This is a genomic window from Gilliamella sp. wkB108 (assembly GCF_001690195.1).
In the GTDB taxonomy this organism is placed as follows: domain Bacteria; phylum Pseudomonadota; class Gammaproteobacteria; order Enterobacterales; family Orbaceae; genus Gilliamella; species Gilliamella apicola_L.
On the sequence record NZ_LZGM01000012.1, the window covers coordinates 58606 to 81095 of the forward strand.

The following is a 22490-nucleotide window of genomic DNA, read 5'->3' on the forward strand; positions in this document are numbered from 1 at the left end:
GGTGAAGTGATGATGTATTGTCTTGGTCTCACGAAACCCGCTTTAAGCGGGTTTTTTAGTATCAGGATAAATAATAGCAACAAATTATATAAAAATTTAAAAATAGAGAGTCAACAATGAATAAGCCAACGTTAACACAGATAACCAAATCTATCGGTTATTATCAAGATCCGACTCAGGTTTTTTATCAATTATGCGATAGTAGACCTGCGACACTTCTGCTTGAATCAGCTGAAATTGATAATAAACAAGGGATCAAAAGTGTGATGATTGTTGATAGTGCATTACGTATTACAGCAATCAATACGGAAGTTACAATAGACGCATTAACAACCAATGGTCAAAAGCTATTACCATTATTGCAAGAAGCCTTTACTGATAAAGTGTTGAACCTACACATTGATGATGATCAGCTCAAATTAGTATTTCCGCTTATTAACAATATGCAAGATGAAGATTCACGGTTGAAGTCAGTTTCTGTTTTTGATGCATTAAGGACTTTATTAAACATTGTTAATATTCCGGAACACTATAGTCAAGATGCATTGTTTGTTGGTGGATTATTTAGCTATGATTTAGCCGCTGGTTTTGAACATTTACCGGTTTTACCAACCAATCAACGTTGTCAAGATTACTGTTTTTATTTAGCGGAAACGCTATTAGAAATTAATCACAAAAATCATGTCTCTATTTTAAAAGCTACGGCATTTGATTCTGATCCAGATGAAATTGCGCGTTTAACGCAAAGATTGGATGAATTACAAACTATTTTGAGTCAGCCGATAAAACCAATTAATAAACAATTGCTTTCAAATATCCAAGTAAACTGTAATAAAAGTGATGATGATTTCAATACTATCGTTAAAAAGATGCAAGATGCAATTCAACAGGGTGAAATTTTTCAGGCGGTACCTTCTCGGCGGTTTTCTCTTCCATGTCCTGAACCATTATCAGCTTATCAAGTACTCAAAACCAATAATCCAAGCCCTTACATGTTCTATATGCAAGATAAAGATTTTGTTCTGTTTGGTGCTTCACCGGAAAGCGCACTTAAATACACCAAGGCAACCAATCAAGTTGAGATTTATCCTATTGCTGGTACACGACCGCGGGGACTCTCGGCAAATGGAGCAATTGATTTTGATTTAGATAGTCGCTTAGAACTGGAAATGCGTACTGATAAAAAAGAGTTAGCTGAACATTTAATGTTAGTTGACTTGGCTCGCAACGACTTGGCGCGTATTTGTCAACCCGGCTCTCGTTATACCAAAGAGTTATTAAAAGTAGACCGCTACTCTTTTGTGATGCACTTAGTTTCACGCGTTGTCGGTCAACTTCGTGAAGATTTAGATGCACTTCATGCTTATCAAGCAACCATGAATATGGGGACTTTAACTGGTGCGCCAAAAGTTCGGGCTATGCAATTAATTGCTGAGTCTGAGAAGTGTAAACGAGGTAGTTATGGTGGTGCGGTAGGTTACTTTACTGCCAATGGCGATCTTGATACTTGTATTGTAATTCGTTCCGCCTATGTAGAAGACGGTATAGCAACAGTACAAGCAGGAGGGGGCGTTGTATTGGATTCAGATCCTCAATCTGAATCGGATGAATCACGTAATAAAGCGCGAGCAGTCGTGCGCGCAATTATGGCAGCACATAATGTAGAAGGTGTATTCTAATGGCTAATATTTTATTTATAGATAATATTGATTCGTTTACTTATAACTTAGTCGATCAATTACGGAGTAGCAAACATCATGTGACTGTTTATCGTAATACGATTCCTGCTGATATGATTATTGAAAAATTATCACAGATGCAAAATCCTATTCTTTTCTTATCACCGGGACCCGGCGCTCCAAGTGGCGCAGGATGTATGCCTGAACTACTTAAGAGATTAAAAGGTAAATTACCTATAATCGGTATTTGCTTAGGGCATCAAGCTATTGTTGAGTCTTATGGTGGAACTATTGTCCCCGCTGGTGATATTTTACATGGTAAAGCTTCATTGATAGAACATGACGGGCAAGCCATGTTTCAAGGTTTACCTAACCCGTTGCCCGTTGCCCGCTATCACTCATTAAAAGGTGAAAATATTCCTAAAACACTTACCGTTAATGCCATTTGTAATAATATCGTTATGGCAGTACGAAATGATGAAGATCGGATTTGTGGATTTCAATTTCATCCTGAATCGATATTGACTATACAAGGGGTTAAATTATTAGAACAAACCATTGCATGGGCGCTAAATCCTCCAGAGAAACAAACAAAACATGAACCACAACAAGAGGCGATTGTTGATAAACAAGAGTATAATATTCAGCCTATTTTAAATAAATTGTATCTTGGTACAGTATTAAGCCAAGAAGAAAGCAAAATATTATTCAATTTGATTATTCAAGGCAAGATAGCACCGACCATTTTAGCAACCGCAATTATCAGTATGAAGGTTCGAGGTGAAAAACCAGATGAAATTGCGGGAGCGGCATTAGCTTTACTCGATAATGCAGATCCATTTGAAATTCCAGATTATGATTATACCGATATTGTTGGTACTGGGGGTGACGGAACGAATAGCATAAATATCTCAACAGCCAGTGCCTTTGTGGCAGCAGCATTGGGTTATAAAGTAGCAAAACATGGTAATCGTGGTGTATCAAGTAAATCAGGTTCATCCGATGTCCTTTCTGCACTGGGAATTAAACTCAATATGCCGGCAGAAGCTTCACGCAAGGCATTAGATGAATTAGGCGTTTGTTTCTTGTTTGCTCAACAATATCATTCAGGATTCCGTCATGCAGCACCAATTCGCCAACAACTAAAAACCCGAACTATTTTTAATGTTCTTGGTCCTTTAATAAATCCGTCCCGACCAAAACGCATTTTATTAGGCGTGTATCATCCAGATTTAATTAAACCGATTGCTGAAACACTAAAAATGCTCAATTATACGCATGCTTATGTGGTACACGGCGCAGGAATGGATGAAGTGGCCATTCATGGTGAAACTCAAGTTGCCGAAGTCAAAAATGGTGAAATTCGTTACTTTAGTGTTATGCCAGAAGACTTTGGATTACAAACCTTCGCCTTAAAAGATATTGAAGGCGGAACACCAGAGATGAATCGTGATATGTTAATCGCTATTTTACAAGGGCATGGCAAATTAGCGCATGAATCAGCTATTGCAGCTAATGTTGCTATGTTAATGAGCCTGTTTGGTGAATCAGATTTAAAACAAAATGCTAAACGGGCAATTGCGATGATGCGAAGTGGTAAAGCCTATGAGTTATTATTGCAATTAGCAGAAAGATAATGGGTAGAAAACAGTATGACAATTGAAGCTCTAACAAAAAATGTTGAAATGGCAACAGTTTTAAAAAAGATCATAGAAGATAAACAGATTTGGTTAGCTGACTGCCAAGCCAAACAGCCATTGACGACATTTAAGTCAGCAATAACAGTAAGTGATCGTAATTTTTATCAAGCTTTAGCTAAGCCTAAAACCGTGTTTATTTTAGAGTGCAAAAAAGCCTCACCGTCAAAAGGCTTGATTCGTAACGATTTTGATCCGGTAAGCATTGCAAAAGTCTATAAAGATTATGCCTCAGCTATTTCGGTATTGACCGATGAAAAATACTTTCAAGGTAGTTTTGATTTTTTACCGCTTGTTCGCAACAAAGTGACTCAACCGGTATTATGCAAAGATTTTATCATTGATGAATATCAAATTTATCTGGCACGATATTATCAAGCAGATGCAATATTATTAATGCTCTCGGTAGTGACAGATGAAGAGTATCAGCGCTTTAGCCATATTGCACATCAACTAAACATGGGAGTATTAACCGAAGCGAGTACCGCCAGTGAAGTCGAACGAGCTATCAAACTTGGTGCCAAAGTGATAGGGATTAATAATCGTAACTTGCGTGATCTCTCTGTCGATTTAAATCGTGTTAAAACGTTATCTAAAACTATTCCAAATGATCGGATCATTATCAGCGAATCTGGCATTTATACCCACCAACAAGTGAAAGAATTGAGTGCATGTGCTAATGGCTTTTTAATTGGTAGTGCCTTAATGTCAGAAAATAATCTGGCATTAGCTATTCGTAAAGTCATGTTGGGTGAAAATAAAGTTTGTGGTTTAACGCGTGTTGAAGATGCAGTAACTGCCTATCAAGCGGGTGCTGTTTATGGAGGACTGATCTTTGTTCCCAATTCTCCACGTTATATTCAGCCGGTTAAAGCTAGAAAAATAATGGCTGCTGCACCACTTAACTGGGTAGGTGTATTTAAAGATGAAAGTATAGATGAAATCTGTCAAATAGCTCAGCAACTTTCGCTCTATGCAGTGCAATTACATGGTAATGAGAGTGAAGAGTATATACAGAATTTACGTTATCAATTACCTGAAAAGTGTCAAATATGGAAAGCAATAAGTGTTGTTGACAATATTCCTGAACACAATAATCCATTAATTAGTCGTTATGTGTTTGATCATGGATCAGGTGGCACCGGTAAAAGTTTTAACTGGTCATTATTAGCTGACCAACATCTTGAAAATGTCATTTTAGCAGGAGGAATTAATCCTCAAAATATTAAAGTAGCGCTAGCAACAGGGGTTATCGGTGTTGATCTTAACTCTGGAGTGGAAGTGTCACCGGGCATCAAAGATCCACAAAAAATAGCAGCTGCATTTGCACAAATTTAATTGAATAATTTAAATTAAAAGGTAATTACTATGTCTAAATTAAACCCGTATTTTGGCGAATTTGGTGGGCAATATGTTCCTCAAATATTAATGCCTGTACTTGATCAACTAGAGGAAGCTTTTCTATCAGCGATACACGATCCTGCCTTTCAAAAAGAGTTTAACGATCTGTTAGTCAATTATGCGGGTCGCCCAACAGCATTGACACTATGCAAAAATTTAACTGCCGGTACGAAAACCAAGCTTTATTTAAAGCGTGAAGATTTAGTACATGGAGGCGCGCATAAAACTAACCAGGTATTAGGACAAGCATTATTAGCCAAACGCATGGGTAAAACGGAAATTATTGCCGAAACGGGCGCTGGACAACATGGGGTAGCCTCTGCCTTAGCATGTGCTTTACTTGGTTTAAAATGCCGAATCTACATGGGGGCTAAAGATGTTAAACGTCAAGCACCAAACGTATTTAGAATGCGATTAATGGGCGCAACCGTGATCCCTGTAGAAAGTGGTTCTGCAACTTTAAAAGACGCATGTAATGAGGCTTTACGTGATTGGTCAGGTAGCTATGAAAAAGCGCATTATATGCTAGGCACGGCTGCCGGTCCGCATCCTTTTCCAACTATTGTGCGTGAATTTCAGCAAATGATTAGTCGCGAAGCCAAACAACAGATCCTTGAAAAAGAAGGGCGTTTGCCGGATGCCGTTATTGCTTGTGTAGGTGGTGGTTCTAATGCAATTGGTATGTTTGCTAATTTTATTGATGATAAATCAGTAAAATTAATTGGTGTCGAACCCGGTGGACACGGCATAGAGACCGGAAAACATGGTGCATCACTTAAACATGGTAAATTAGGTATCTATTTTGGAATGAAAACACCAATGATGCAAACTGATGAAGGACAAATTGAAGAATCTTATTCCATTTCAGCAGGACTTGATTTCCCCGCAGTAGGGCCACAGCACGCATACTTAGATAATATTGGGCGAGCTGACTATGTGTCGATAACTGATGACGAAGCGCTAGATGCATTTCAAGCCTTATCTCGTCACGAAGGGATTATTCCGGCGCTGGAATCATCTCACGCTTTAGCCTATGCGTTAAAAATGATGAAAGAAGATCCTAATAAAGAGCAGTTATTAATTGTTAATTTATCTGGTCGTGGTGATAAAGATATATTCACAGTTTATGATATTTTAAAAGCAAGAGGAGAAATAGAATGAACCGTTATCAACAACTGTTTAATCAACTAACAGCAAAAAATGAGGGTGCATTTGTTCCTTTTGTACCAGTTGGTGATCCTAATCCAGAACTCTCTTTGCAAATTATTCAAACCATGATTGATGCTGGAGCGGATGCGTTAGAGTTAGGTATCCCATTTTCAGATCCTATGGCGGATGGGCCGACGATCCAAAATGCTAATCTTCGCGCATTTAATAGTGGGATCACGGTTGAAAAGTGCTTTGAAATTTTAACTAAAATCAGAGCTAACAATGCTGATATTCCAATCGGATTGTTGATCTACGCAAATTTAGTCTTTAAAAATGGCATCGCTAATTTCTTTGCTAAATGCGCTAAAGCCGGTGTTGATTCGGTATTGATTGCCGATCTCCCAGTTGAATATTCAGCAGAATTTACTGGTGCTGCTACTCAATATAATATTGCGCCGATTTTCATTTGTCCGCCAAATGCAGATGATAATGTGATTAAAAATATTGCTAAATATGGTAAAGCTTATACTTATTTAGTTTCTCGTGCCGGCGTTACAGGAACTGAGAATCGTGCTAATAAACCATTAACCCATTTACTTACCAAACTTAAAGAATATAGCGCTCCTCCAGCAATTCAAGGATTTGGTATATCAGAACCTAGTCAAGTAAAAGAAGCGATTGAATCAGGTGCGGCAGGTGCAATTGCAGGTTCAGCAACAGTTAAAATCATCGAAAAAAACCTCAATGATACTAAGAAAATGCTGAATGAATTAACTCAATTTGTAAAAATCATGAAAACTGCCAGTAAAAAGTAAATGATGATTCCGCTGATTATTCAGCGGAAATTCTTACATTTATCCCCAATAAAATAAGTCATATAACTTTATTAATAGATTAAAATTAATCAAGAGAAAATGGCTAAAAACCCTACTTAAAATAGGGTAATAATTTTCAATGTAAGTTTAGCTATAGATAGCAAAATAGTACTCTTTTCAGTTGCATTTTATTCAAAATGCAGTATACTCGTCATCCATCTATCGCGGGGTGGAGCAGCTTGGTAGCTCGTCGGGCTCATAACCCGAAGGTCGTTGGTTCAAATCCAGCCCCCGCAACCACTTAAATTTTCATTAATAAATTAATCTTCCTGTTATTGTATGAAAGTTCGGATCAAGTGGCTTCATTATAGTTAGTTTTAAATGTAGCCTCGCTTGTCGAGGTTTTTTTTTGCGTGTAAGGATTTAAGCGTAAGTTTAAAAGGAATATTGGGCTTTATGCCCTTTTTTATTTTCTGCTATGGAGGTTTGTTTGGCTAATATAGAACAACAATTAACTGATATTATCCAAGAGCCAGTTAACGCACTTGGTTTTGAATTAGTAGGGCTTGAATATATTCGTGGCCGTTACCCTGTATTACGTGTTTATATTGATAGTGAAAACGGTATTACTGTTGATGATTGTGCCGATGTTAGCCGACAAATTAGTGCCGTACTTGATGTCGAAGATCCAATTAAAGATGCATACAATCTTGAAGTATCTTCTCCTGGGATGGATAGACCACTGTTTACACTGGAACATTATCAACGTTTTATTGGTGAAGAAGTCACTGTGAGTTTACGTATTCCTGTTGCAAATCGTCGTAAATGGAAAGGACGAATTAAGTCTATCGATAACGAAATGATTACATTGACAGTAGATAATAATGATGAGGTATTTGCTTTTAGTAACATTCAAAAAGCGAACATAGTACCTAATTTTAACCTTAATAAATAGAATACGGGTGTAAAAGGATGAATAAAGAAATTTTAGCTGTTGTTGAAGCGGTATCAAATGAAAAAGCACTAACTAGAGACAAAATTTTTGAAGCGTTAGAAACCGCATTAGCGACAGCCACAAAAAAGAAATATGCAGTTGATATTGATGTTGTGGTAAAAATTGACCATAAAACCGGTGATTATGACACATTCCGTCGTTGGCAGATTGTTAACGAAGTAACCCAGCCAACCAAAGAAATTACATTAGAAGCAGCGCAATACGAAGATCCGTCCAAACAAATTGGAGATTATATTGAAGAACAAATAGAATCAGTTGCATTTGATCGTATTACCACGCAAACCGCTAAACAAGTCATCGTACAAAAAGTACGAGAAGCAGAGCGAGCAATGGTCATAGACATGTTCAGAAACCGTATTGGTGATATTGTTACTGGTATTGTTAAAAAGACCAATCGCGATAGCGTTATTCTTGATTTAGGTAATAATGCTGATGCGATGATGTCACGTCACGATATGTTACCACGTGAAAACTTCCGAATCGGTGATCGTGTACGAGGTATTTTATACCTTGTAGAGCAGGATAATAAACCAGCTCAACTTTATATAAGCCGTTCAAATCCTGAAATGATGGAAGAGTTATTCCGCATTGAAGTACCAGAAATCGGCGAAGAGATGATCGATATTAAAGGAGTAGCACGCGATCCCGGTTCACGTGCTAAAATTGCAGTAAGTAGTAATGACCGCCGAATTGATCCTGTTGGTGCTTGTGTTGGTATGCGAGGCGCTCGCGTTCAGGCTGTATCAAATGAATTTGGTGGTGAACGTATTGATATTGTTTTATGGGATGATAACCCAGCACAATATGTGATTAATGCCATGGCGCCAGCCGATGTTGTTTCAATTGTGGTTGATGAAGATAAACATACAATGGATGTGGCGGTGAATGCTGAAAACTTGCCACAAGCAATTGGACGAAATGGGCAAAATATTCGCTTAGCTTCTCAACTTACAGGCTGGACATTAAATGTCATGAGTACTGAAGATTTGCAAGAAAAGCATCACGCAGAATCCTTTGCAGCAATCAATAATCTAATGAAACATTTAGATATCGATGAAGGACTTGCCCAACTATTAGTTGAAGAAGGTTTTACTTCACTTGAGGAATTAGCTTATGTGCCAGTTGATGAGTTGCTAGAGATTGAAGATCTTGATGAAGATCTTGTTGAAGCATTAAGGAACAGAGCCAAAGATGCTTTAACAACTATAGCACTTGCACATAGCGGTGATAAAAGACCTGCACAAGATCTCCTAGATCTACCAAATATGACACAAGAGTTAGCGTATCAATTAGCTCAACATGATGTTATTACTTTGGAAGACTTGGCTGAACAAGGCACAGATGATCTAGTGGGCATTGAAGGTTTAACAAGTAAACAAGCTGGCGATTTTATTATGGCTGCACGTAATATCTGTTGGTTTGCAAATGAATAATTGAGGGATAGTAATACATGACCAAAGTATCAATAGAAACACTGGCTCAAGAAATAAATACTCCAGTGCAAACACTTTTGCAACAGTTTGCTGATGCAGGAATAAAGAAAACTGCATCTGATACTGTTAGCCAAAAGGAAAAAGAAGCTTTGCTTGCTCACTTAAATCCTCAGCAAGGCCCAACAAAACTAACACTACAACGCAAAACACATTCAACTTTGAATGTATCAAGTGGTGGTGGCAAAAGTAAAGAAATTAAAGTAGAAGTACGTAAAAAACGAACTTTTGTTAAACGTGATCCTGCTGAAATAGCCAAAGAGAGTGAAAAAGCGCGTATTGAAGCTGAACAAAAGGCTAAACACGAAGCTGAATTAAAAGCACGTAAAGAAGCAGAGGAAAAGTTAGCTGCTGAAGAGGCGAAAAAACGTCAAGAAGCCGAAGCTAAAAAACGTGTGCAGGAAGAAAAAGCTAAACAAGCGCAAGAACAACAAATTGATCCAAAAGTGAAAAAAGCTCAAGAAGAAAAAGCCCGTTTAGAAGCTGAAGCGCATGAAATTAAACGAAAGGCTGAAGAAGAAAATCGTCGCAAATTAGAAGCTGAAGCCAAACGAATGGCAGAAGAAGCGCGTAAGCTTGCCGAGCAATACAGTGAAGTAGATGATAATGATCATAACGATGATGAAGATTATCATGTCACGACGTCTAAATATGCCAGAGCAGCTGAAGATGATACCGATCGAGAAGTTGAAAGTGCGCGTGGACGTGGTCGTAGCGGAAAACAAACCAAACAGAAAAAAGGTAGTAAATTATCTGAAGGTAAGGCTGAGCGTGAAGAAGCGCGTGCCGTTACGCGTAGTGGACACAAAAAGAAAGGTAAAAGTACCTTACAACAGAGTTTTACTAAGCCTGTGCAAGCAGTTAACCGCGATGTTGTTATTGGTGAAACCATTACTGTAGCTGAACTTGCTAATAAAATGGCAGTAAAAGGTTCAGAAGTGATCAAAACCATGATGAAAATGGGCGCAATGGCAACGATTAATCAGGTTATCGATCAGGAAACTGCACAGTTAGTGGCTGAAGAGATGGGGCATAAAGTGGTATTACGTCGTGAAAATGAGCTAGAAGAGTCTCTAATGAGCGATCGTGATACTGGGGCAGAAAAAGTCTCGCGCGCTCCGGTTGTTACCATTATGGGTCACGTTGACCACGGTAAAACATCTCTACTTGACTATATTCGTAAAGCAAAAGTTGCTTCTGGTGAAGCTGGTGGTATCACACAGCACATCGGTGCTTATCATGTTAAGACACCAAACGGTGAAATAACTTTCTTAGATACACCGGGACATGCGGCATTTACCTCAATGCGTGCGCGTGGTGCTAAGGCAACTGATATTGTTGTCCTAGTTGTCGCTGCTGATGATGGGGTCATGCCTCAAACGATAGAAGCTATTCAACATGCAAAAGCTGCCAATGTACCAATTGTTGTTGCAGTAAATAAAATCGATAAACCAGAAGCCGATCCTGAACGAGTTAAAGGTGAATTGGCACAATATGGTGTTATGTCAGAAGATTGGGGTGGAGACACACAATTTGTCCATGTTTCAGCTAAAGCAGGCACAGGGATAGATCAACTTCTTGAAGCGATTTTATTACAAGCGGAAGTCCTTGAATTAACCGCTTATGAATCCGGTATGGCAAGTGGTGTAGTCATTGAATCTTTCCTTGATAAAGGTCGTGGCTCTGTTGCAACAGTATTAGTTCAATCAGGAACTTTGCATAAAGGTGATATTGTTCTGTGTGGTTTTGAATATGGACGTATTCGAGCTATGCGTAATGAATTAGGTAAAGAGGTGACTGAAGCGGGTCCTTCTATTCCGGTTGAAATACTTGGATTATCTGGCGTACCGTCAGCAGGTGATGAAGCGACAGTGGTTCGTGATGAGAAGAAAGCGCGTGAAGTTGCTCTATACCGTCAAGGTAAATTCCGGGATGTGAAATTAGCTCGTCAGCAAAAAGCAAAACTTGAAAATATGTTTACTAATATGACCGAAGGTGATATCTCTGAACTCAATATCGTATTAAAAGCAGATGTTCAAGGTTCAGTTGAAGCAATTTGTGATTCATTACTCAAATTGTCAACTGATGAAGTTAAAGTTAAAATTATTGGTTCAGGTGTCGGTGGTATTACTGAAACCGATGCTTCATTAGCGGCGGCTTCAGATGCGATTATCCTTGGATTTAATGTTCGTGCAGATGCATCAGCGCGTAAAGTTATTGAATCAGAAAACTTGGATTTACGTTATTACTCAGTTATTTATGATTTAATTGATGAAGTTAAACAAGCCATGAGTGGTATGCTTGCGCCTGAATACAAGCAAGAGATTATCGGCCTGGCTGAGGTACGTGATGTATTTAAATCACCAAAATTTGGCGCAATTGCAGGTTGTATGGTGACAGAAGGTGTAGTTAAACGCCATAACCCAATACGTGTTCTTCGTGATAATGTAGTTATTTATGAAGGTGAACTTGAATCTTTACGTCGCTTTAAAGACGATGTTAATGAAGTTCGTAATGGTCTTGAGTGCGGTATAGGGGTGCGTAACTATAACGATGTTCGTGTTGGCGATAATATTGAAGTGTTTGAGACAATCGAAATCAAACGTACTATTTAGTCATAATTAGCAAGTGTGATAAGCAAGGTTTCCAACCTTGCTTATTCATTTTTTAAGGAAAATAGATATGGCAAAAGCATTTAATCGTTCATCTCGAGTCGGACATGAATTACAAAAAGAGATTGCAATAATCCTACAACGTGAAATTAAAGATCCGCGTCTTGGAATGGTGACAGTTTCAGGTGTAGATATTTCACGCGATCTTTCATATGCGAAAGTGTTTGTCACCTTTTTAAATGATGATGATCCTGAGATTGTTGAACAAGGTTTAACTATACTCAATGATGCAACTGGGTATATTCGAAGCTTAATTGGTAAAGCAATGCGCTTACGAATTATTCCTGAAATTAAATTCTTTTATGATGAATCTCTTGTCAAAGGTATGCAGATGTCAAGTTTAGTCTCTGATGTTATCAAACAAGATAATGAACGTCATAAAGATTAATATTACCGGTCATACCTAAACTTTTGTGAAGAAGTTTCAGGTTAACTATACGTTTAAGTATAAAATAGATATTATGAACATAAAGAAAATACGCCGTGACCTTCACGGCGTTTTGTTATTAGATAAACCTCAAGGCATGACATCAAATGATGCCTTGCAAAAAGTTAAATGGCTATTCAATGCTAAAAAAGCAGGGCATACAGGTGCATTAGATCCGCTGGCAACAGGTATGTTACCTATATGTTTTGGTGAAGCGACCAAATTTTCGCAATATCTGCTCGATTCTGATAAACGTTATCGGGTTATCGCAAAACTGGGCGAACGAACCGATACTTCAGATGCCGATGGACAAATTATCAGTGTCAAATCGGTTAATATTAATGAATCAGATATTCATCAAGCGCTAACACATTTTCGTGGTAATATTTTGCAAGTACCAACCATGTTTTCAGCCTTAAAACATCAAGGACGACCGCTTTATGAATATGCACGTCAGGGTATCACTGTTGAACGTCCAGCCCGACCCATTACTATCTATGCCAATCAATTTATCGCCTTTGATCCAATAACAAACGAGTTAACACTTGAAATACACTGTTCTAAAGGCACCTATATTCGTACTATTGTTGACGACTTAGGTGAATTACTGGGTTGTGGCGCACATGTAATCTATTTAAGACGTTTACAAGTGTCAAATTACCCTATTGAAAAAATGGTCACATTAGAGGCATTACAAACTAATGCAGAACGCGATCACTTATTAATGCCCGTTGATAGTCCACTACAAGATTATCTAAAAATCACACTTAACCAAGCACAAGGTAAAGATATTCTATTAGGAAGAACCATTCAACTTGATACAAATATTCAAATTAAAACCTTAGTTAGAATTTATCAGGATGAACAGTTTATCGGCGCAGGTACTTTACTACATAACCAGTTATCACCAAAAAGATTAATATCAACGACAATATAAAGTAGATCTTAGATTGACCATAAATGTACACAGCTAACATCTTAATTTGATTTTATCAAAATCAGATTATTGTCTAAATATGATTGATGAGGGCTGAGTATCAATAAAAAATCGGCTCAGCCTCAATAAGCTGATATCGTTTAGTCGTTGTATGGCTGAGTTTAAGGATCTCACAAAGTAAAATCGCAGCTTGCTGCCCCATTTTATATAATGGTTTATTGATTCTATTTAATCTATCAAGCTCATTATATTGACGTTGCTGAGAATGACTAATATAGGCCAAAGCAAGAGTTGAAACAGAATATTGCTGACTTTCATTTATTTGATCTAACGCACCTAACACCGAATGATAACGTGAATGAAAGTGTTGCTCGCTAAAATATTTTTCATCCGTATAATTCAAACAGCTATTATCAGCACAAATAAATGCCGTCGGCGGCTTATTACTATTTAGTAAATTTTTGACGGCTAAACGTCCATGCTCATAAGTAAAACAATCTCGAATAATATAGTTAGTTTCTATGGCGATATCGGCTCTATGTAGCGCTTGTTGATAACCTTGTAAAAAATGAGTTGAACTCAACTTATCATAATGGCTTAATAAAATTGCAATCTTATTGTGTGAATGATCTATAAAATATTTGGTTATTTGATGTGCAATAGTTAGATGATCAAAGTAAACACAATTAAAATCTAAACTAAAATGATTTACCAAAATAATAGGTGGTATATTTGATGCATATTGACTCAATGTTTTTAAATATGGAGCATCATTAATCACCACAATACCAGCGAAAAGATTTTGTGTTAAATAGCTAATTAAATGGTGAATGTCATGATTATCTGAATAAGGAAAACGAATATAAAAAAATTGATACTCTGCAAGCTTTAAAACTTGTTCTAATCCATAATTAATTAAACTATGTGTAATAAGCTGATTATCAATAATTAAGATCTTTTTACTCTCATTAGTATTAGATCGGGCATCAACATTATCATAAGTCGCTATATTTAATTCTTGAATGGTTTGATAGACTTTAGACTGGGTTAATGGTGATGTTAAATGTGGTTTCTTTAATACCCTAGACACAGTAGCAATCGATACATTAGCATGTTTAGCAATAGTTGAAAGTGTAGCTTTTGCCATAATCAATAAAATACCTTAATTAAACAGGTATTTTACTTTAACCATATTCAGATAATTTGTAATTTCTCTATAGTGATATTTTCGAGCTATCTTCCAAAAATATTCTTAGTCTAGCTTTATGGTATTTCATTGTTCCTCTTTTTCCTTATTAGTCATCAATAATTCGATTTACTTATACTGCTTTGTTGTTCATTGTTTCTGTTCAATATCTAAAGTATTTAGCAAACTCTCTTTTTTCTTGTGTTAATTATCTTTCTGATTTTATTTAATTTAGTTTGTCATGTTAATTTTACCTTTATACATGATTTAATATGTTATTTGACTAAATTATCTGCTAAGATAAAAATAATGATAGTTGATCTTAGTGTGATCTCTAATTTAAAAGTACCCATTAATTGTAGTCATAACAAGCGAGTAAAAAGGAATAGTAAGGAATAGTAAGTTAACAAGGAGAATAGCATGGCAAAAGTGCTTGATGATTTAGTCAATCAATTAGGTGAAAAAGTCGTTAAGGGTTTAAGTGGTGTCAGTCATAATCGTTATACCTTATCCATTGATGCCTTATCCAGTCCCATCTCAATCTTACAAGTTAAAAGCAATGAACAACTCAATCAACCTTGGCACTACATTATCAATTTCACCAGTGCTGACAAAGCTATCGCCGTTGATACGGTATTAAACCAAAATGCATCATTTACCTTTAATCCGGTTAGTCATCATCCCTTTTTATCCGCAATCAGTTCACTGAGTGCGCTACCTGTGGAGGGGCAAGCACGGGTACTGCATGGGGTTATCACCGGTTTTAGTCAACTCTCAGTCAATAAAGACGAAGCACATTATCAGGTCATATTATCTTCCCGTTTAGCGTTATTATCCTTACAACACAACAGTGCAATATTTCAAAATCAAAATGTCGTCAGTGTTGTTGAAACGGTACTACGCAGTCATGGTTTTACCGGCGTGGATTACCGGTTGGAGCTGAAAGAGAGCTATCCGATAAGAGAATTTATCACGCAATGGCAAGAGAGTGATTTGGAATTTATACAACGCTTACTGGCGGATGTCGGTATCTGGTTTCGTTTTGAAAATCACAGTGAGCATCACTGTGATGTCATGATACTCAGTGACTATGAGCAAGGATATAATAACGTCGGTAAGATTGACTACAAACTACCGACCGGCACTATAGACGGCAGTACCGAGAGTGTCTGGGATATCGCCTTACACAGTCAAACGGTCGAATCCTCAGTAAAAGTCCAAGATTATAACTACCGAGATGCCGGGGCAAATTTAAACAGTGAGATTAGCACGCAACAAACCGCCAGTACCACTTATGGTACTGATTACCGTTATGAAGAGCATTATAAAAATAATGGTGGAGATATCGAGAGTGGTTCATGGTATGCCAGAATTCGTCATGAACATGCCATCAGTAAACAGATAATCATAAACGGTCACAGTAACTGTTACACCTTAGCACCGGGGCAGCATATCCGTATCACAGGCAACCCTTTACCTGAAATGCAGGAAGGGTTTGTGATTTTAAGTGTAGCGGGGCAAGGCAACCGTACGGATGCTTATGAACTCACCTTTACTGCTATTCCTTATCAGGTGTTAAAACCTTATCGTCCGGCGCCGATAGCCTGGCCACAAGTTGGTGGCACATTGCCGGGCAGGGTGACCAGTCCGGATAATGATACTTATGGTTATATTGACACACAGGGACGTTATCGGGTCAAACTGAATTTTGATTTAAAGAGCTGGAAGAATGGAGAGGAGAGTTTATGGGTAAGACTGGCGAAACCTTATGCCGGTGCAACTTATGGTTTTCACTTTCCGCTTATTGATGGCACTGAAGTGGCCATAGCCTTTATGGACAGCAATCCTGACCGGCCTTATATCGCGCACGCTATGCATGACAGCAACCACCCAGACCATGTAGCGACGGCGAACAAACATCGTAATGTCATACGTACACCGGCTAACAATAAACTGCGCATGGATGATAAACGGGGAAAAGAGCATATCAAACTTGCCACCGAATATGGCAAGACTCAACTCAATCTGGGGCATTTAGTTGACCAAAACAAAGAACAACGGGGCGAAGGCTTTGAACTGCGCACTGACGAATGGGGTGCGATTGCTGCGGAGCGGGGATTATACCTCACCAGTCAAACCGAGCCTAAAGCGCAGGGAAAACAGCTGGATATGCAAGGTGCGATTACTCAGCTGGAAAATGCGCTCTCGATAGCCAAAGCGTTACAAAATGCCGCTACCCAATCACAGGCGCATACCGCTGATACAGACAGTCAGGACCAACTAAAGACCGTGTTAAGCGGACTAAGTCAAAGTGGCATACTTGCTTATGCACAAGAAGGGATAGCCTTAACCAGCCCGGAAGATATTCAACTCTCAACCAGTAACAGTGTCGTAATTACCAGTGAAAATCAAACGGATATTAGCGCATTAAAAAATATCACCTTAACTTCTGGCGAAGCTGTCGGTTTATTTGCGCATAAATCCGGCATGAAACTATTTGCTAATCAGGGTGATGTTGAAGTTCAGGCACAAAATGCCAACCTTGCTATGGCGGCTAAACAAGATATTAAAGTTGATAGTGTTGATGACAAAATAACCGTAACCGCAGGTCAAAATATCACCTTAATTTGCGGAGGCTCATATATCAAAATCAATAGCAGTGGTATAGAGTTAGGTACCTCAGGTAATGTCTATTTAAAATGCAATACTATGCAAAAAATGGGACCAGCTACGAAGGAAAAACCTAATATCAATTTACCAGATTTTTTTAATATGATTAATCTGGGAAGATATAGTATGAAATTTTTATTAACAAATGATGAAGGTGAACCTATGTCATTTATTCCTTATAAGATATGGCATGGTGATAATATTTATGCTTACGGTACAACGGACGCTAATGGTTATACTAGCATTGTTTACTCAGAAACTGAAATACCATTACATGTTGGAATCGATATAGAAAGATTTTAGGAGAAAAAGATGGCTGAGACCGTTATGGAATGGGTAGATAAACAAAAAAAAAGAAAGACAACATCAACAGCTCAGGGAGGTAATAATAGTTCTTCGGTACCGGTTGCTAAGACGGCTTATGTTTGTAAAGTGGCTAAGGATGGTTGGGTAAGTATACGTCTAGATGGTCATGGTACAGATGAATATAGTATTTACAATTATACTAAATTAACCTTAATTGGACTGAATGATGATGGTACTAGAGTAAGGTTTAGAGTAGAAGAAGGTGAATGGAAAGGTGAAAAAGGTTCTATGATTTTGAAAGGTGGTGTTGATACTTATATTAGTCATATCCCCCCAAGTACAGCCGTACCAACAATAACAGTTAAATACGGTAAAATTGATTATCACTGGAGATCTAATGCAAGAAAAGATTTATATGGTGAAGACATAAAACAGCAATTAGCTACTTTAACTGTCAATGGTATATCAGTAACAGTCACTTTATGTTCCGATGATCAACATAAACCATTGGATGAAGGAATTTATGAAATCGCACCTCCAGATTATCCACATCCTAGAAAATATACAGAAATGTATACTGTTGGAGGTAAAATTAATCAATATGGGCTAATTGAAGGAGGCCAACTTGTCGGATGTGATATCGTCTGGTTTCCTATTTATCCCATATCGGAAAAACGTTATTTACATATTGGACATATATCTCATGGTTGTGTAACTATTATTGATTATGAAAAGTATCCAGAAATATATGATTATTTAATAAAATTTAGAGGAAAAGGAAAACATGGTGATGATATTGTGGCATTTTTACAAGTTATTAAGTAATGTTTTATTATTTCTACTCTTAATTGGTATTAGTAACCAAGTTATTGCAAGTGAGCATCATTATTCTTACTGTAATTTGAATTTGGTCATCAGTTACGATATTGATGGATGTGCAGATTTTTTTGAGGAAAAAATATCATCACTTTCAGCGGAACAAAAACAACATTTTGAAGAAAATTTTGAGAAAGTAAAAGCAATTGGTTATGTACCTGAATATTTAATTCCTTTTTTAGATCAATATCCAACACCAGAAGTATTATTTACCAGCCTGCAATTAGATGAGGAAGATGATAAAGAACATGATTATAATAATACTAAAGTCGCTTTTGATACTCTTGATTCATTAGAATATAGAGAACATTTGAGGAAATTTCAAATGTATAAAATTGTTGAAAAAATGTTGGAGAAAAAGAAAGAACTGACATTAAGAGAAAAAAATATTTTGAGTATAAGTAAACAGCGTAGCCAATGTTTAGACAATATTTTAGATGATTTAAGAGAAAATCCAGGAAAGTCAATAGAGAAAAAAATCATTATAGATAAATGTTATAACTAATTGATTAACAATAAAAAAATAAGGTGTTGCGAATTAAACATAATGAAAGGATGCGGTTAAATAACCACCTAAATAATATGAAAAAATTACAATATCATTGCCATATATTAATTTATCTAGTTTTAGCATTATTTCTTATTAGTTGTGCACCATTTTTTTTCTTTAGTTCAACTAAAACGTCAGTCGAACCACCAAGTTTACCTAATGCAAAATTAGGTCAACCATATTATGCAACCATAACAATCAATAGTTATCCGGGACCAGTTATACCGAGGTTATTTCGCTACGAAATAACCCCTACAAATTCAGGACTCGACTTAAAGGTATTAGATACTGAAGCTGTCCATCCCTATAATGACTTTAAATTAGAAGGTGTTCCCATTGTAACAGGTGAAATTATCTTAAGGATACATGGTGGTACTTTTGGCACGATGGAAATAGGGCAAGATTTTGATAAGACGTACACGATAAAAGTAGAAGATGCAGATGAAAGGTAAGTATTGATTTCTCCACAGAACAAATATGATACAACAATGATAACTCATTCTATATATGAGGACATAAAAACTAGCACCTAAAAATCAGATTTTACCCTGCCGGGTATTTAATAACGGTAAATTAGAAGAACGCATTGTAGAAGTTGATGTCTTTAATCAAAATGATTTGGAGTATATTTAATGAATTCTGACCGTAAAGTAACAATCTCAATAATAAAAAAACTAATCGCTGTGGTTATGGGCTGTGGTGTAATTATTGGTATTGTTCTCCTTTATTGTGATGATGGTAAAAATATATATGAACGCCCTGTTAAGCCGGAAAATACAACCATGGATATGACAATTTACCCTTCAACAATTCCTGAAAATCAATTATTACGTATAGATGAAGCCAAAAAACTATATCAATCAGCCTTTGAAGACCAAGTCTTTTATGCAGTGGTTAACCCCGATAAGCTAATCAAATTTATCAAGCATGCCTGGCAGTGGGATAAAAATGCCATGCCCTATTATTATGATCTTATGAGTTGGCAAAGATTTTACGATGATAATAAAAAAGAAGACGACATGATATCTTTTAAAGAGTTTATGTCTAAATATCGCGATCAACTCGTGGATAACAACGGTAAGCCGCTGGTAGAACCTGATATTTATACATCATTGAATTTTAGGCGTTATTTGTTTGATAAACTAGCTGATTTAAAATACCCTTATTTTGCCTATCGGAAAAGTTTTTTTTACAGCCCTTGTGAGTATGATAACAAAGGCATGCTATTACCTTGTTCAGACAGTAGTTTAGAAAAAAGTATTGAATATCTAAATTATGCATTGGCTGGAGGATATCATTGTTATGAGTATTTGAGTGCGCAAATGTTATTTCAGCAAGGCGATCATTATAAAGATAACAAATTTAGACAGCTCAATAAGTTAACCGAATATCGGAAGTCATTAACATCAGCAGAGCTCAAACAGGCGATCGATTATACCGAATTAATGGCGGAGCATAGTTCGATGATAGGGATCTTAAGAGTAACAGAAGCCTATTTATATGGTTTAGGTCGTGAGCACGATATAGTCAAAGCGTATGCCTGGTCGTTATTGCTGGATTATGCCAAACAAAAGGTGATAGAGAATGGTAATAATTTAGCTTGGAGTCCAACAATGCTTCCCCCTATTTGGCAGTATAATAAAGAGATACAAACTCGTTTAGAAAACATGCTGAATACCTCACAAAAACAAGCTGCGCAAGACTACCTGTCAACATTGAAAACTAAAATCATTGATTGGAACTATAATCGTTGGCGAGAGCAAATTGATGATTTTCATCCTAAACCCTAATTAAATGTTGAGGTTATTTTAATCAATATCCCTATAAGATATAAGGTTAAAAAACTAGCACCTAAAAATCAGATTTTACCCTGCCGGGTATTTAATAAAGGTGAGTTAGAAGCGCGCATTGTAGAAGTTGATGTCTTTAATCAAAATGATTTGGAGTATATTTAGTGAATTCTGACCGTAAAGTAACAATCATCAATTATGATTATTTAATAAGGTTTAAAAGAAAAGGAAAACATGGTGATGATATTGTGGCATTTTTACAAGTTATTAAGTAATGTTTTATTATTTCTACTCTTAATTGGTATTAGTAACCAAGTTATTGCAAGTGAGCATCCTTACTATTACTGTAATCTGAATTTGGTCATAGATTACGATATTGATGGATGTGCAGATTTTTTTGAGGAAAAAATATCATCACTTTCAGCGGAACAAAAACAACATTTTGAAGAAGATTTTGAGGAAGTAAAAGCAATAGGTTATGTACCTGAATATTTAATTCCTTTTTTACGACAGTATCCAACACCAGAAGTATTATTTACTAGCCTGCAATTAGATGAGGAAGATGATAAAGAACATGATTATAATAATACTAAAGTCGCTTTTGATGATCTTGAGTCAGTAGAATATAATGAGCATTTGAGGAAATTTCAAATGTATAAAATTGTTGAAAAAATGTTGGAGAAAAAGAAAGAGCTGACATTAAGAGAAAAAAATATTTTGAGTATAAGTAAACAACGAAGCCAATGTTTAGACAATATTTTAGATGATTTAAGAGAAAATCCAGGAAAGTCAATAGCGAAAAAAATCATTATAGATAAATGTTATAACTAGTTGATTAAAAATAAAAAAATATATTATGAATTAAACATAATGAAAGGATGCGGTTAAATAACCACTTAAATAATATGAAAAAATTACAATATCATTGCCATATATTAATTTATCTAGTTTTAGCATTATTTCTTATTAGCTGTGCGCCACTTTTTATTCATAGTTCACCTAAACCGACAGTCGAACCACCAAGTTTACCTAATGCAAAATTAGGTCAACCATATTATGCAACAATAGAAATCACGGGACCAGTTATACCGAGGTTATTTCGCTACGAAATAACGCCTATGAATTCAGGGCTTGACTTAAAGGTATTAGATCCTGAAGCAATCCGTCCATTTAAAAACCATAAATTAGAAGGCGTTCCCATTGTAGAAGGTGAAATTATCTTAAGGATACATGGTGGTACTTTTGGCACGATGGAAGTAGGGAAGGAATTTGATAAGACGTACACGATAAAAGTAGAAGATGCGGATGAATAAAAGGTAAATATTGATTTCTCCACAGGACAAATATGATACAACAATGATAACTCATTCTATATATGAGGACATAAAAACTAGCACCTAAAAATCAGATTTTACCCTGTTGGGTATTTAATAAAGGTGAGTTAGAAGAGCGCATTGTAGAAGTTGATGTCTTTAATCAAAATGATTTGGAGTATATTTAGTGAATTCTGACCGTAAAGGAACAATCATCAATTATGATTATTTAATAAGGTTTAAAAGAAAAGGAAAATATGGTGATGATATTGTGGCATTTTTACAAGTTATTAAGTAATGTTTTATTATTTCTACTCTTAATTGGTATTAGTAATCAAGTTATTGCAAGTGAGCATCATTACTCTTACTGTAATTTGAATTTGGTCATCAGTTACGATATTGATGGATGTGCAGATTTTTTTGAGGAAAAAATATCATCACTTTCAGCGGAACAAAAACAACATTTTGAAGAAGATTTTGAGGAAGTAAAAGCAATAGGTTATGTACCTGAATATTT

At 36.5% G+C, this 22490-nt stretch carries 19 protein-coding genes and 1 tRNA gene; 19 read left to right on the forward strand and 1 reads right to left on the reverse strand.

What is annotated here, in order from left to right; genetic code table 11:
- Positions 1 to 116: 116 nt before the first annotated feature.
- From A9G11_RS01070 to truB, 11 genes are all read left to right on the forward strand, one after another.
- On the forward strand, positions 117 to 1679 hold the full coding sequence (locus tag A9G11_RS01070) for an anthranilate synthase component 1 (protein ID WP_065617690.1): 1563 nt from the start codon (positions 117 to 119) through the stop codon (positions 1677 to 1679).
- Entirely contained in the window at positions 1679 to 3316 is a 1638-nt protein-coding gene (gene trpD / locus A9G11_RS01075) for a bifunctional anthranilate synthase glutamate amidotransferase component TrpG/anthranilate phosphoribosyltransferase TrpD (protein ID WP_065617691.1), read from the forward strand. The genes A9G11_RS01070 and trpD overlap by 1 nt, the downstream gene beginning before the upstream one ends.
- A gap of 15 nt (positions 3317 to 3331) precedes the next feature.
- Positions 3332 to 4714, forward strand: coding sequence for a bifunctional indole-3-glycerol-phosphate synthase TrpC/phosphoribosylanthranilate isomerase TrpF (gene trpCF / locus A9G11_RS01080; protein ID WP_081298368.1), 1383 nt, complete (start codon positions 3332 to 3334; stop codon positions 4712 to 4714).
- A 30-nt stretch (positions 4715 to 4744) separates the two neighbouring features.
- On the forward strand, positions 4745 to 5938 hold the full coding sequence (trpB, locus tag A9G11_RS01085; protein ID WP_065617692.1) for a tryptophan synthase subunit beta: 1194 nt from the start codon (positions 4745 to 4747) through the stop codon (positions 5936 to 5938).
- Positions 5935 to 6741 carry a tryptophan synthase subunit alpha gene (trpA, locus tag A9G11_RS01090; protein ID WP_065617693.1) on the forward strand — a complete coding sequence of 269 codons (807 nt, stop codon included), beginning with the start codon at positions 5935 to 5937 and terminating at the stop codon, positions 6739 to 6741. Before trpB ends, trpA begins: the two co-directional genes overlap by 4 nt.
- A gap of 223 nt (positions 6742 to 6964) precedes the next feature.
- Positions 6965 to 7041 (forward strand) — tRNA-Met (locus tag A9G11_RS01095).
- Between the two features lie 190 nt (positions 7042 to 7231).
- A complete protein-coding gene (gene rimP / locus A9G11_RS01100) occupies positions 7232 to 7696 on the forward strand; it encodes a ribosome maturation factor RimP (RefSeq protein ID WP_065617707.1) in 465 nt (154 codons plus the stop codon).
- 17 nt (positions 7697 to 7713) lie between these two features.
- The gene (gene nusA, locus A9G11_RS01105; protein ID WP_065617694.1) at positions 7714 to 9189 is read left to right on the forward strand and encodes a transcription termination factor NusA; all 1476 of its coding nucleotides are present in this window, start codon (positions 7714 to 7716) and stop codon (positions 9187 to 9189) included.
- A 17-nt stretch (positions 9190 to 9206) separates the two neighbouring features.
- Positions 9207 to 11861 (forward strand): translation initiation factor IF-2, encoded by a 2655-nt coding sequence (gene infB, locus A9G11_RS01110; protein WP_065617695.1) that lies wholly within the window; start codon positions 9207 to 9209, stop codon positions 11859 to 11861.
- A 67-nt stretch (positions 11862 to 11928) separates the two neighbouring features.
- Complete coding sequence (gene rbfA / locus A9G11_RS01115; protein ID WP_065617696.1) at positions 11929 to 12306, forward strand: 30S ribosome-binding factor RbfA; 378 nt, start codon at positions 11929 to 11931, stop codon at positions 12304 to 12306.
- Positions 12307 to 12376: 70 nt separating this feature from the next.
- A complete protein-coding gene (gene truB / locus A9G11_RS01120; RefSeq protein ID WP_442902958.1) occupies positions 12377 to 13282 on the forward strand; it encodes a tRNA pseudouridine(55) synthase TruB in 906 nt (301 codons plus the stop codon).
- A 100-nt stretch (positions 13283 to 13382) separates the two neighbouring features.
- Here truB and A9G11_RS01125 read toward each other — a convergent pair whose 3' ends face one another.
- The gene (locus tag A9G11_RS01125; protein WP_065617698.1) at positions 13383 to 14429 is read right to left on the reverse strand and encodes a LacI family DNA-binding transcriptional regulator; all 1047 of its coding nucleotides are present in this window, start codon (positions 14427 to 14429) and stop codon (positions 13383 to 13385) included.
- A gap of 459 nt (positions 14430 to 14888) precedes the next feature.
- Here A9G11_RS01125 and A9G11_RS01130 point away from each other — a divergent pair, with 459 nt between their 5' ends.
- The 8 genes from A9G11_RS01130 to A9G11_RS01165 all read left to right on the forward strand — a co-directional run.
- Positions 14889 to 17441 carry a type VI secretion system Vgr family protein gene (locus A9G11_RS01130; RefSeq protein ID WP_081298369.1) on the forward strand — a complete coding sequence of 851 codons (2553 nt, stop codon included), beginning with the start codon at positions 14889 to 14891 and terminating at the stop codon, positions 17439 to 17441.
- Positions 17442 to 17450: 9 nt separating this feature from the next.
- Entirely contained in the window at positions 17451 to 18269 is an 819-nt protein-coding gene (locus A9G11_RS01135) for a hypothetical protein (protein ID WP_065617699.1), read from the forward strand.
- Complete coding sequence (locus A9G11_RS01140) at positions 18229 to 18825, forward strand: hypothetical protein (protein ID WP_141674316.1); 597 nt, start codon at positions 18229 to 18231, stop codon at positions 18823 to 18825. The genes A9G11_RS01135 and A9G11_RS01140 overlap by 41 nt, the downstream gene beginning before the upstream one ends.
- 77 nt (positions 18826 to 18902) lie before the next feature.
- Positions 18903 to 19322: a hypothetical protein gene (locus A9G11_RS01145; RefSeq protein WP_081298370.1), complete on the forward strand. Its 420-nt coding sequence runs from the start codon at positions 18903 to 18905 to the stop codon at positions 19320 to 19322.
- Between the two features lie 180 nt (positions 19323 to 19502).
- Positions 19503 to 20660, forward strand: coding sequence for a hypothetical protein (locus A9G11_RS01150; protein WP_065617701.1), 1158 nt, complete (start codon positions 19503 to 19505; stop codon positions 20658 to 20660).
- Between the two features lie 234 nt (positions 20661 to 20894).
- Entirely contained in the window at positions 20895 to 21491 is a 597-nt protein-coding gene (locus tag A9G11_RS01155) for a hypothetical protein (RefSeq protein ID WP_065617702.1), read from the forward strand.
- A 74-nt stretch (positions 21492 to 21565) separates the two neighbouring features.
- Positions 21566 to 21973 (forward strand): hypothetical protein, encoded by a 408-nt coding sequence (locus A9G11_RS01160; RefSeq protein WP_081298371.1) that lies wholly within the window; start codon positions 21566 to 21568, stop codon positions 21971 to 21973.
- A gap of 257 nt (positions 21974 to 22230) precedes the next feature.
- Positions 22231 to 22490, forward strand: a 260-nt coding sequence (locus A9G11_RS01165) for a hypothetical protein (protein WP_141674318.1), incomplete at its 3' end; no start/stop codon positions are given.